We start from the raw sequence: 11626 nt of genomic DNA, 5'->3' as shown, positions 1-11626 counted from the left end.
CTTCGGTCCAGACCCATTGCGGTCTTCGTCGTATTAAGCCGACCACGGCGGATGTTTGGAATGGTTCCGCGGCCGGCTTTCGTCTTCGGGGAGTACCCCTCAGCCGACCATTCTGTCTCAGACCATGGGTCCCCGGAACCTGCCGTTTGCGTTCGCTTATGCTTTATGCCCTGCGGGTACTCGTACTCACAACCGCTTACCAATTACCAATGTGTATTTACCCACACAAAACGTAATAGATCCAAAAGTTTCAATGGGTATGTCCATTCCCTCGGTATTCACAATATTGAGAATCCTGGATGCCTCTTCGTTTGAAACATTTTCGTCCGTGATTCTGAACCAGTCCCGCAAGCCAATTTCATCACAGACTCTTTTAACTTCATCAGCGGTTACATATTCCGGCAGTTTCATCGTTTCTCCTTGTTTAATGAAATCCCGCACAACACAATTATATGCCTGATATTCTTTTTGGTGTCAAAAAAAACCGGGGTCCAAAATCCGAGCCCAGGCTTATGAGAGGAAAGCGGAAAACGGGGGAGGGATACCGCAAGGCGTTTGCCAATTCCCCGAGGGAAGAGGGACGCACCTTCTAATGGGCGTCCCCTGTCCCCCCTGTCCCCTTGGTGAAGGTATGGGGCGATTTTCTTGACAACCTGAATAATAGGTTATATAACCTGAATATGAGGTGAGAAATGCTGGAGGTATTGTTCGGCAGCCGCACGGCGGAACAGGTGTTGATGGTTCTGCATGTATTTGAATCCGGATACGCTTCTTCCATTGCCGGCCGGTTCGAAATTTCCCTCAGCATGGTTCAGAAACAATTGAATAAATTTGAAGAGGGTGGGATCCTGGTCTCCCGCAAAATGGGGCGTACCCGGATGTATGAATGGAATCCACGGTACGCTTTCATGGAGGAATTGCGTTCTCTGCTGCAGCGTAACCTGGATTACCTGCCGGATAGCATTCGGGATCGTTATTACAAAGGACGTTCTCGCCCCCGCAGACGGGGTAAACCGTGAAAAAGATTTCCCCGGATATTTCCCTGCGCGAGTTGGCGCTGCGGGTGGGCCGTGTGCTCAAAGATGCGGGGATTGATGGGGTGCTGAGCGGTGGCGCCGTTGTGTCGATCTACACCCGAACTCTCTACCAGTCCTTTGACCTGGATTTCATTACGCACAGCTCGCTCAAAGACCTGGAAGCCGTATTGTCTCCACTGGGATTTATCCGGAAGGGCAGGCTGTTTATGCATCCGGACACCAATTTTTACCTTGATTTTCCCGCTCCCCCTTTGTCGGTGGGCAATCGGCCGGTGTCGGAATTCAAGGAACTCCGCGATGGATCGGGTTACTTGAAGTTGTTGACGCCGACACATTGCGTAATGGATCGCCTGGCGGCGTATTTCCATTGGAATGATCACCAGGCTCTGGAGCAGGCGCTGATGGTTGCCCGGGCCCAACGGATCGACATGGAAGAGGTACGTTCCTGGTCCGAGGCGGAAGGCATGTCGGATCGATTCCATACGTTTCATGATCGTCTGGAGTAGTGGCGAATCTTGTGTTCATCCGGGGCAGGGGGGCTGGTCTAGTGTGCCTGGCAAGCCGGCACGATTCAGGGGGTTAAACCCCCCCACAGGCAAAGCCTGGCCGGCAGCCCGTTAGCCAGTTTGCATTTAAGGAGGCGACGAATTAAAGACTCTAAGACTGGGGTCTTGAATTGCTACATTTCTGGTATGGCAGGTGAGTGAAAGCACGATGAGGGGTGAGAGGCGGGGGCTTTAATTTAAAAGTCGAAAGTAAAAAAAAGAAGTTTGCCGTGTAACTGATATTTCAAGACGTACCCCGGTTTTCAAGCGGTCAAGTAGTTGGGCGGGTTCCTGAGGAAATCCTCACAGGGAAGAATCAGGATGTGGTCTCTTTTCAGTTTTTCCCTGCCACGGTAGACCAGTATTCCCCGGCTTCGTGGATAGTCGGACAGGAAGGTTTTCAGCGCCCTCAGGTCGGCCGGGCGGATTATGGTCGTGTTCTTGACTTCAATGGCACAGAACAACTCTTGACCATACAGAATGAAATCCACTTCACTGCCGCTTCGGGTTCGCCAGAAATAGATTTCCAGTTCTTTGTTCTGATGGTCGACAAAGGCTTGCAGGTGTTGAAAAACCATTCCTTCCAGGGCGGGTCCTTCAATTTCTCCGGGAACGTCCAAGGGTCCTTTGGGCCGCAGTTTGCGAAACAATCCAACATCAAAGAAGTAGAATTTGGGGCGGACGGCGACCTGCCTTTGGGCCCGTCTGGAAAACACATTCAATTTGCGGGCCATCAAGAGGTCTTCGAGAACCGTCACATATGATTCCACGATTTTCCGCTCGACCTGGCATTCCCGGGCGACATTGGACAGATTGAGTATGGAGCCGTGGGAGAAACTGATGGCCTCCAGGAATCGGGAGAAGTTACCGAAGTTCCGGGTCCAACCTTCCATCATCACTTCCTGCCGGATGTACAGGTCAATATACGCGGAGAGCGCGGCGTTTCTATCCCGGGCGCTGAATACGACCGGGATGAGTCCGGTGTTCAGGGTTTCGGTCAACGAAAACTTTTCTTTGAGTTCCCCCGCGGTGAAGGGATGTAACCGCTTATAGAGCGCCCTGCCTCCAAGAAGGTTGATGCCTCCCAGGCGCAATTTGCGCGCGCTGGATCCGGTTAGAATGAACCGGCGGCCTTGCTTTTCTTCAATCAAGCTGTGCACGGCCGGAAGCAGGTCCGGGATTTTCTGGATTTCATCAATGACCACCACACGCTTTTCCGGCTGGGCATGAACAGTTTCCAGGAGCCTTTCGGGACGCGCGGCGTACGAGCGGAAAAGGTCCGGTTGCAGGAGGTCGATGTAGAGGCTGTCCGGGATGTTTTTTTTTAGCAGGGTTGATTTTCCCGTGCCCCGGGGACCGAAGAGAAAAAAATGCTCCTCCGGTATCTGGAAATCTCTTTTTACATGCTCCATATCTCCTCCGGTCGCCTGAATTACACTAAGTGGAAGTGCAAATTCCAAAATGAGTCCAAAATTGGAAGTTCTGATTCCATATTTGCGCAGAAAATGCTCGTTGTCAACAAGAAAGTGAAAAAAACCGGAGAAGTGAAATGGCCGGCTGTCTGGTCGCGTTTACGCTTCCGCGCGTTGAACAGGAGAGATTGGTGCTGGACCGGGGCTTCCCTGGTGGTCCAGTGGAGACAGAACAGCTGGATCGGAGTGATTCTTCACGCAGTCGTCAACGGCCCCGGTTTCATCGCCATCGCCCTGGGGGTGATGTAATGGAAGAGACGAAAAGAGAGGTCGTGGTAAAGGAGATTTAAAGACAGGATCGATCGCCTGGGCGGAAACCATTACTACACGTAAATCACGAGTTGGATAAATAGCAGAAGAGGGAACGGGAGCTAACGGTAGACTTGCTTGCGGTGACCCACCCGCACCACCAGGATGAGCAACTCACGGTCTTCGATACGGGCAATGATGCGCAAGTCGCCCGCCCGGTATTTCCATAGTTCGCCGAATTTTTTGCCCTGCAAGGTTTCGCCGATGGAGCGGGGGTTCTCCAGTTTCCCCACCCGATCCCGCAGGAAAGTGATGACCCTTCCGGCCACGGGCGGGTCCAGTTTACGCAGCTCTTTTTCCGCTTCGGCGCAGAACCTAATCAACCAGGCCAAGTTCGCGCTCCACCTCTTCCAGGGTCTTGTCTTTGTCCTTTCCGGCATAGTACGCGCCCAGGCGTTTCTCCGCCAGGTAGAGGTCTTCCAGGTCGTCCAAGTACTCCAATATGGCCTCGCGTACATAGAAGGTTTTAGTGCGACCCGTGGCCTTGGCCAGGGCGTCCAGGCGCTTCTCCATTTCTTCAGGCAAGCGGACCGCGATCATGTGGACCTCCCTAGATATACATGTATATCAAACGTGAATAGTATAGCGTGGAATGCGCGCAAAATCAAGTGGAATATGGCGAGGGAAGAGACTGTGGCCAGGGGCTGGGGAATCTCGGATTGCTTGGGGGTGCGCTATAACACCGTCAGTCGGGGGATCAAGCGAGGAGGGTAAAAAGGGGACGTGTTGTACAGTATGACAGTAGGGGGATTCTTGGCGTATGGCCGGAGGCGAGCGGCAAGAGGCAAGAGGCAAGTGGGGGGTGGATGATGTCTCCGTCAGCCGGGCGGTCAAGTGGATGTAAAGTCAGAAAAAGTAGTAATGCAAGACCTGACCCCCAGCCGGTTTCCCCCTGTCCTGGCTTCCCTTGAAATTCTGATCATCCAGTCCTATAATCAGTTCATAGGTAAGATGGGGTTTTCTGTCAAGAAACAGGACCTGTTGCCCGATGGCGCCGGGAATGGCGTTGGGCGCAACCAGTCGTCGAACCAAACAGTTCGGTTAAACTACCATTGTCGTTGACCGCCGCCTGCTTTCCGGCTGCGTGTCTGAAATACACTGCGGCTAGGAATGCGTTGGTATGAATGGTGTGCCGGGAGTCATTCCGCCGCCTGAAATTAGTAAGGAGGTAAAAAATGCAATTTATTAGATGTTTTTTTGGGAAGTTATTGATCGCACTTTTTGCCGTTCTGGCATTGTCCGGATGCGGCCAGGATAAACCCGGAGCCGCGCCATGGCTGAAATCTTCGAAAATGAAGATGACCCCGGCTGCGAGTATTTTTATCGAAGCCGACGCATCAAAACAGCAGAAGCTGACCACCCCTGACGGGAGGGTTGAAGTTGTTGTTCCTGTCGGTGCATTCACGGCCCCGGACGAACTTGTTGTTTCCACGGTCGAAGCCGATCTGCCCGCCCTGGCGGAGTGCTTCGATACGGTTGCTCTTTTCGACATTTCAGCCAAGCAGCAAAATACCTTTGAGAAGCCCCTGCAAATTACGTTTTCCTATGCCGAGTCGGGTCTGAGAAATACTGACAGACCAAGCGCGCTGAAGGCGGCGTGGTGGAATGAGCATTCTGGAAGCTGGCTTTCCGCACCGGTCACTGTGGACGCATCGGCCCGGACGGTGACTATGGAAATGACGCATCTGACTCTGTTCGGGTGGTTTATGGAGAAGCGCGGCTACGAAAGACGCACTTTGGGTGCGTTTGAGGTGATCTGGGACAAGAAAGCTTTAACACCACCGAAAAACAAGGCTGATCGTGCCGCCTGGGACGGCAAGATAATGTACAAATCCGCGAATGACGCGGACAAATACTCCAAAGCCGCGTATGTGAAAGATAAGTCATTGCCGAAGATCGTCCGCGATCTGGGAGCGTATCTGAACCACGCTCTAAAACAATACAAAGACGCCGAATGGAAGATGCCCGATACCCCCATCAGCGTGGTAATCGAGACTTCATTGACAAGCGAGAACATGCGCGACAAGGCCCTTGGCATAATCCACATCGGCGAGTACAATACGTCGTCCAGCCAATTGAAAACCGCTGCCGGGCACGAGTTGTTCCATGCGATCCAGAATGAGTATCTTTGGTCTATCGGTGGAATGACTTTTCTGGGCTGGTTCTGTGAGAGCACGGCTGAGTATGCCGGCAGCATTGTCTGGGGGACTTCACAGCCGACTCGGCGTGTACCCCCCAAGTATTTCAGTGAACGACTGGACTCCGAAAAGAACGAGCACGAATATCACAGTGCCCATTTTATCAATCATCTTGTCGGACCCGGATCCACAGAGCAACGGCTTAGAAGCCTGCGGAAGCTATGGACCGGAACACTGGACAACCATGGTGTGACCGATGCTTTGGATATTCTCTATCCCATGCATCAGTTTTTAAGTAAAAGCGGAGGCGGAGGATTGAATCGATCTTTCAAAGATCACGTTTACGAGGTTTGTTTTGGAGCCAACAGCCCCATGTCGTCGGGGACGTCGCCGTCGAGCAATCGTCCTCCCGTCGAGATGGCTGAAGGATGGGCTCTGCTCAAAGCAAACGAAACCTCTGCACCGGGTCTGATCATGATGCTCAAGGGTAACCGCCGCGCCAAGGTCTGGGCCGTCCGCGCACAGATGCCGGATAAACAGAAAACCCGTCCGGTCAAGCTTACCGTAAAAGGCGAGCTACACGGAAACATCACCGCAACGGCACATGTTCTTGCAGGAGGCGCCCGCTCAAGCCGGGCCGTAAAACCCAGGCATTTTTTCACTGATGCCCAACGGGAGGTGAACCTGGTAATCGCCGAGGACGATGCCGTTTATGTTGTGGTAATCAACACTGGCGGCAGGGCAGCAGAGTTATCGTTGAAAGTCGAGCAGGGTGAGGCCTCCATGCTCGATGCACTGCACATGTGCAATTCCTTCCTGGTATCCCTCAGTGCCACACACCCCAACGGGTACAAAGAGAAGATCATTATCACATGCGAGAATGTTCGCTGGCATGGCACTACGTTTACAGCGGATTTCTCGGAAGCAGGCCAAAAAGCCGGCCTTCGTACCACGGACACCCGCACGCGGGTTTCAGGGAGTGTTTCAGCCGATTGCAGTCAGTTGCGGAACCTTCGTGCCCAAAAGTCCCAAGCCATTGTCACCAAGACCCCCAAGGGACCATATAAGCGTGTGGTTGACAAGGAGATGCACGTCGGACAGCTCCCGCTGACCGGTCATGACACGGCCGGCAGCCCTTATTTCCGGTACACCGCGAATGCCCCCCTGAAGGCAGACAACGTTCGTTTCATTACCAGAAACACCGATTCCGACGGCGTACTTGAGACAGGACTTGACGAAATTTTCCTAAAAAAAGGCGAGCTGGCTGTTTCTTTTTCGACGCGCTGAGGGGTCTTCGGAGAGACTGGGTGGGAAGGGGTACGCCCATTAGAAGGTGCGTGTCAAGCGGGCAGAGGAGTTTATTGAATTTTTTCTAGGCGGTCCTGGGGACGCAATAGTCAGCGTCCCGCACTCGGCGACTTCGGATTACAATTTACGGAGCCTTAATGCTCCGCACCAGTGCAGTACAGCATGACAGTGGTGAAATAGCTTAGTTTTATGGGGCGGGCGAGGGTTACGCAAGAAGGTGCCTTTCATCATGGAGAAGACCGGGGCCAGGCCTTGAATTGCGACATTTTTGGCCTGGCAGGTGAATGGATAGTATACCGCGGTAAATGGAGGAATGCCTTGTGGCCGGGGGCTGGGGAATCTCGGATTGCTTGGGGGTACGCTATAACGCCGGCAGTCGGGGGATCAAGCGTTTGGAGAAGCAGAAAAGTACGATTTCAAGACTTTACTCCAGCCTCGCCCAGCAGGCGGTGGATGTGCTCCACCAAGTAGAGGGGAAGGGAGATCAACTCAAATTCCACGGGCGTGATGCGGTCGCCCCGGGAGCTTTGATGGCGAACCGTCATCCTTGTGGGGGGGTTCAGGTCGAAGCGCAGGGCTTTGGCAACTTTTCGGGAAAGAACGAATTGGTGCAGTGACTTCAGTGTACCGCTTTTTCCCGCTTTTACTTCAATGGGAACGATGCGATTGTGCGCCTGGATAACGAAATCGACCTCGGCATTATTGGCTCGACCATCGCGCAGCCAGTAATACAGGCGTGGCGTTTCATCACTGCGATTCAGATAGAGCAGGTGCTGGGCGATGAATTGCTCGGCCATGCCGCCTTTGTTGATAAAATCATCCGCCGTGCCCAGTAAGTCCGTGGATATGTGCTCCACGCCGCACATGCGGTTCATTAAACCGACATCGAGAAGATAGAGCTTGAATACTTTTTCATTCATCCCGGATTTAAGCGGTATGCCGGAAGATGAGCTGTGATGAACAGCAGTTAATACGCGGGCCTTGGTCAACCCGTCGATGGCTTTCTTGAGATCCCGCGACTGGGTGTTGGGATCGATTCGGCTGTATTTGACTTTTTCACCTACTGCAGAAGGAATGAAGTCATACACCCTGTGAATATTGTGCAATTCATTGCCCCGGGCGTACTTGGCGAAGTCGTCCCGGTAGGTTTCAACAATAGACGACTGCACGCGAAGGGCATCCTCCAGGCGGTCGTTTGCCACGTACCGGCTGACGGCTTCCGGCATGCCGCCGATAATGAAAAATTCACGCAGGATGTCAACCAGGCGGCGGTGGGCTGAGTGGGGCACGGAAGAGGAAAAATCGAAATTCCGCAGCAGTTGCTGTAGTTGGGTTTCTTTTTTGGCTTCCAGGTACTCGGAAAAGCTCATGGGTCCCATGAAAAGGTATTCAATCCGCCCGACGGGCATTGAGAAGTTGTGGTTCGCCAGAGTGAATTCCAGCAGGGATCCGGCGGCAATCACCGCAATATGGGGGTGCTCTTCATGGATATAGCGCAATGCTTTCAGCGCTCCCGGTGCGGCCTGGATTTCGTCCAGAAACAGGAGGCTTTTGCCTGGTTCGAAGGATCCGGCTTTTGCGCTGAATTCGAGTTCGGCCAGGAGCGCATCCACATCCAGGTTATTAAACATTTCGTTGTGATAGGGAGTTCGTTCAAGGTTGGCTTCATGGAGTTTCAGCCCTCTGCTGTGGGCGAAATGACGGACCGATGTGGATTTGCCGACCTGCCGGGCCCCGCGGATGACCAGCGGCTTTCGTCCGTCCCGGTCAAACCATTGATTCAATTGCGCGTCAATATGGCGTTTCAGCATGGTTCCTCCAATTGATGACTGCATGGAAGATTATAAAACAGGGGCAAAAAATATGCAAAACATGCAGAAAACAGGCGGGTGAAATATGCAAAACCAAGGAGATGGAAGGGGGATCGGTGCTGTAGTGCGCCAGGCAAGCCGGCGCGATTCAGGGGGTTAAAATCCCCCCACGGGTAAATCCTGGCCGGCAGCCCGTTATCCAAGTTGCATTGAAGGAGACGACGAATTAAATGAAGCCGACGGCTGAGAGCTACCAGGCCGCAAAGCAAGTGAAGGTTGTGCGGGGCAGGTGGTTGAGTGAAAGGGTAAAATACTGAATTATTCAAAAAAAAACCCTAAAATAAATTCCTTTAATTGCTATAATTCTTTCTGATTGGAGAAGACGCCATGGATGATAGAGATCGGGAGTTGGGGATTATTCCCGGGAAGCCGGTGGAGTTGGTCGCGGTAGCCGTCAGGCGGGCCGCGGTCCGATGCGTAGTAATTTCAAGTAAACTGCCGGTTGTTTTGCGGGGCGGATTATTTGCCGTTGAAGGCGAGATCATCACGGTAAAACCGAAAAAAGTCTGGCAATTCGGGCATACGATCAATCTATCAGGGGATGCGCAATCCATCCGTTGCGATGTGAAAGCGTTGCAACTGAAGCCGTTGGCATTGCACAAACTCGGCCCCATGAATCCCGCGGAAGACGAATTTATTCAGGAAAATGATCCGTTTTCGAAATATTACAAGCCGATCCTGGAGCGCGGAGAGCGCAATGTTTTCAAGATGGAGCAAGTCATACCTTTCGAGGATCCCGAGAATTTTGAGACGGATCCCATAATTGATGCCAGTGAATTGCATAATGCCGGAGAATTTTTTGAGGCCAACGAAATTTTGCGTGAAGTATTGACCGCTGACCTGCGCTGTCTGGATGCCCACGCCCACATGGGGAATTGGGAGCTTAACTTCACGAATCACCATAATGACTTTATTCTGGAAATGGCGAAAAGGCACTACCAGGTGGGGGTGGGAATCGGAGAGCTTACCCTGGGGGAGGATTTCCCGGAACTTCTTCCCTGGGGCATCATGGATAATCGGCCTTTCCTGCGATGCTATCACGGCCTGGGCCTGGCGTTGTGGAGGTTGGGAGATAATAATAGAGCCAGGAAAGTTTTTGAGCACATGCTGTGGCTGAATCCCATGGACAACCAGGGCGCCAGGTTCCTGCTGGACGCGATGGATAAAGGAGAATCCTGGTACGACCTGGACTTTTGACATCCCGTGGAAGGATGTTGCGCAAATGGATGAAGATCGAAAAACAAAACTGAAGAATCAAGGAGCGGAGCGGTTGGCGGATGCGCTGCTTGAATTGGCCCGGCGGGATGATGCCGCTAGTGATATGGTGGAACGTTTGACCGCTTTGCCGGAAGAAAACGTCCGGGGGTTCAAGCTTGGGCTGGCCGGTTTAAAGCGGTCACGGCGTTTTATTGATTGGCGTGAGTCTCGAGAATTCGCGCGGCGACTCGATGGGTTGCTGGATGATCTGGAAGCCGGTGTGAAAGATCCCTGGACCGGGGTGGAGCTGATCGGAAAATTTTTTGAGGCGGATGGTTCCGTTTTCGGGCGTTGCGACGACTCCAACGGCATGGTGGGTGACGTTTTCCGGATGCACGCTCGCGCCCTGTTTGTTGATTATGCACAGCAATGCGAAGACAAGGAAAAAATCGCCGACTTGATTATCGAGTTGAATCGCCGGGATGATTACGGGGTACGGGGAATACTGAGCGACTGTTCAGTTGAATGTCTTCCCGAACCGCTTGTGCGTGACATGGTCCGGAGATTGCGGAAAGCCGCGGATCATGAGCATGATGAATACGCCAGGCGTCACCATTACCTTCAGATCGAGTCCCTGGCACGTCAGCTTAAGGATGGAAAACTCCTGGAGGAAACCTGGCTCGCTGATCATAAAGAACTGCCGACGTTTGCGCTGATCGATATCGCCCGGACCTGTCTGGAGAGCGGAGATGCCCGGACGGCCCTGGATCGGCTGAACAGGATACCCGCTACCGAGACTTTCCAAGTCCATGAGAGGGAAGAATTGTTGGTGAAGATCTATCGGCAAATGGATGAAAAAGACAAACTGGCCGAATTGCTCTTCCGGCGCTTCAGGTTCAATCCCTCGCTGGAAAGACTGGATCAATTCCTGGATGTGGCCGGCCTTGACAAGCGGGAAAAGGTCACTGCTGAAGTTGTTGATAAAATATTGACTGGCAATGTTTTCAGGGTTGGACATGTCGAGTTCTTGATCGAACTCGGCCGTATGGACGATGCTGAAGCATATCTGCTCAAGCAATCCGATCGTTTGAATGGTGACCTGTACTACAGTTTGCTGCCCTTGGCAAAGATGATGGGATCGGCGGATCGCCCTCTGGCCGCATCCGTGGTGTACCGAAGCTTGATGATCTCCATTCTGGAGCGAAAGTTCTACAAGGCCTACGGCCATGCGGCCCGCTATTTGCGTAAACTGGATAAATTATCTGAAGGTATTAACGAATGGCGAGAGTTTCCCGATCATGAGTCGTTCAAGCGGGAGTTGATCCGGGTACACGGGCGCAAGACCAGCTTTTGGTCAAAGTACGAAAACTCAAAATAGTTGTGTTGATGGAGAAAAGTGTTTGGTTGAAAGGAGGAGAGGGTAGAATGGGCAAAGGCAAGTTGAAGTGGCGGGATTTGGAGATGGCTTTTGAATTCGTAAGTGCCGGCACCTTCAGCGATAATTCGGCGTACGTTTCCCGCAGCACGGGCAAAATTTTCTGGGAGGGCGACGCAGTGGATGATCTTGAGGAGCTGCCCCCGGATGTGGATACCAATCCCGACTATGTGGCTATTCCCAACAAGTATGACCTGGACCTGGGCAATCAACTGGTCATGGATTTCGCCCGGGGGGAAATGCCCGAGCACTTTGAGGAGATAAGGGATATCTTTTCGCGCCGGGGGGCTTACCGGCGCTTCAAGAATTTTCTG

The 11626-nt window shown here is 52.7% G+C and carries 12 protein-coding genes; 7 read left to right on the top strand and 5 right to left on the bottom strand.

Translation table 11 applies throughout. The features are described 5' to 3' along the window. Nucleotides 1-186: 186 nt before the first annotated feature. On the bottom strand, nucleotides 187-411 hold the full coding sequence (locus tag ENN40_04880) for a hypothetical protein (GenBank protein HDP94679.1): 225 nt from the start codon (nucleotides 409-411) through the stop codon (nucleotides 187-189). Between the two features lie 281 nt (nucleotides 412-692). On the opposite strand from ENN40_04880, the gene ENN40_04875 reads away from it, so the two are divergent. Beyond that, nucleotides 693-1019: an ArsR family transcriptional regulator gene (locus ENN40_04875; GenBank protein HDP94678.1), complete on the top strand. Its 327-nt coding sequence runs from the start codon at nucleotides 693-695 to the stop codon at nucleotides 1017-1019. 5 nt (nucleotides 1020-1024) lie between these two features. Beyond that, a complete protein-coding gene (locus ENN40_04870; protein ID HDP94677.1) occupies nucleotides 1025-1543 on the top strand; it encodes a hypothetical protein in 519 nt (172 codons plus the stop codon). 302 nt (nucleotides 1544-1845) lie between these two features. Here the strand turns inward: ENN40_04870 and ENN40_04865 are convergent, their stop codons facing one another. Next, nucleotides 1846-2994: an ATP-binding protein gene (locus tag ENN40_04865; protein HDP94676.1), complete on the bottom strand. Its 1149-nt coding sequence runs from the start codon at nucleotides 2992-2994 to the stop codon at nucleotides 1846-1848. Nucleotides 2995-3087: 93 nt separating this feature from the next. On the opposite strand from ENN40_04865, the gene ENN40_04860 reads away from it, so the two are divergent. Further along, a complete protein-coding gene (locus ENN40_04860) occupies nucleotides 3088-3303 on the top strand; it encodes a hypothetical protein (GenBank protein HDP94675.1) in 216 nt (71 codons plus the stop codon). Between the two features lie 122 nt (nucleotides 3304-3425). On the opposite strand, the gene ENN40_04855 is transcribed toward ENN40_04860, so the two are convergent. Both ENN40_04855 and ENN40_04850 read right to left on the bottom strand, forming a co-directional pair. Then, nucleotides 3426-3743: a type II toxin-antitoxin system RelE/ParE family toxin gene (locus ENN40_04855; GenBank protein ID HDP94674.1), complete on the bottom strand. Its 318-nt coding sequence runs from the start codon at nucleotides 3741-3743 to the stop codon at nucleotides 3426-3428. Then, entirely contained in the window at nucleotides 3679-3903 is a 225-nt protein-coding gene (locus tag ENN40_04850) for a ribbon-helix-helix protein, CopG family (GenBank protein ID HDP94673.1), read from the bottom strand. Before ENN40_04850 ends, ENN40_04855 begins: the two co-directional genes overlap by 65 nt. Nucleotides 3904-4538: 635 nt before the next feature. Between ENN40_04850 and ENN40_04845 the strand changes: the two genes are divergently transcribed. Further along, nucleotides 4539-6788: a hypothetical protein gene (locus ENN40_04845; protein HDP94672.1), complete on the top strand. Its 2250-nt coding sequence runs from the start codon at nucleotides 4539-4541 to the stop codon at nucleotides 6786-6788. Between the two features lie 437 nt (nucleotides 6789-7225). Here the strand turns inward: ENN40_04845 and ENN40_04840 are convergent, their stop codons facing one another. Next, nucleotides 7226-8620: an ATP-binding protein gene (locus tag ENN40_04840; protein HDP94671.1), complete on the bottom strand. Its 1395-nt coding sequence runs from the start codon at nucleotides 8618-8620 to the stop codon at nucleotides 7226-7228. A gap of 387 nt (nucleotides 8621-9007) precedes the next feature. On the opposite strand from ENN40_04840, the gene ENN40_04835 reads away from it, so the two are divergent. The 3 genes from ENN40_04835 to ENN40_04825 all read left to right on the top strand — a co-directional run. Next, entirely contained in the window at nucleotides 9008-9877 is an 870-nt protein-coding gene (locus ENN40_04835; GenBank protein HDP94670.1) for a hypothetical protein, read from the top strand. 25 nt (nucleotides 9878-9902) lie between these two features. Further along, nucleotides 9903-11255: a hypothetical protein gene (locus tag ENN40_04830; protein HDP94669.1), complete on the top strand. Its 1353-nt coding sequence runs from the start codon at nucleotides 9903-9905 to the stop codon at nucleotides 11253-11255. Between the two features lie 47 nt (nucleotides 11256-11302). Beyond that, on the top strand, nucleotides 11303-11626 hold a 324-nt coding region (locus ENN40_04825), incomplete at its 3' end, for a hypothetical protein (protein HDP94668.1).

This window comes from Candidatus Aminicenantes bacterium, from assembly GCA_011049425.1.
Taxonomy (GTDB): Bacteria; Acidobacteriota; Aminicenantia; order UBA2199; family UBA2199; genus UBA876.
This window is presented reverse-complemented; position numbering and strand designations above follow the sequence as displayed.

Bases quoted from the DNA above. Each gene is read 5' to 3' on its own strand.
- ENN40_04880 (HDP94679.1), bottom strand. From the start codon at position 411: ATGAAACTGCCGGAATATGTAACCGCTGATGAAGTTAAAAGAGTCTGT.
- ENN40_04875 (HDP94678.1), top strand. From the start codon at position 693: ATGCTGGAGGTATTGTTCGGCAGCCGCACGGCGGAACAGGTGTTGATG.
- ENN40_04865 (HDP94676.1), bottom strand. From the start codon at position 2,994: ATGGAGCATGTAAAAAGAGATTTCCAGATACCGGAGGAGCATTTTTTT.
- ENN40_04860 (HDP94675.1), top strand. From the start codon at position 3,088: ATGCTCGTTGTCAACAAGAAAGTGAAAAAAACCGGAGAAGTGAAATGG.
- ENN40_04855 (HDP94674.1), bottom strand. From the start codon at position 3,743: ATGCCGGAAAGGACAAAGACAAGACCCTGGAAGAGGTGGAGCGCGAAC.
- ENN40_04850 (HDP94673.1), bottom strand. From the start codon at position 3,903: ATGATCGCGGTCCGCTTGCCTGAAGAAATGGAGAAGCGCCTGGACGCC.
- ENN40_04845 (HDP94672.1), top strand. From the start codon at position 4,539: ATGCAATTTATTAGATGTTTTTTTGGGAAGTTATTGATCGCACTTTTT.
- ENN40_04840 (HDP94671.1), bottom strand. From the start codon at position 8,620: ATGCTGAAACGCCATATTGACGCGCAATTGAATCAATGGTTTGACCGG.
- ENN40_04835 (HDP94670.1), top strand. From the start codon at position 9,008: ATGGATGATAGAGATCGGGAGTTGGGGATTATTCCCGGGAAGCCGGTG.
- ENN40_04830 (HDP94669.1), top strand. From the start codon at position 9,903: ATGGATGAAGATCGAAAAACAAAACTGAAGAATCAAGGAGCGGAGCGG.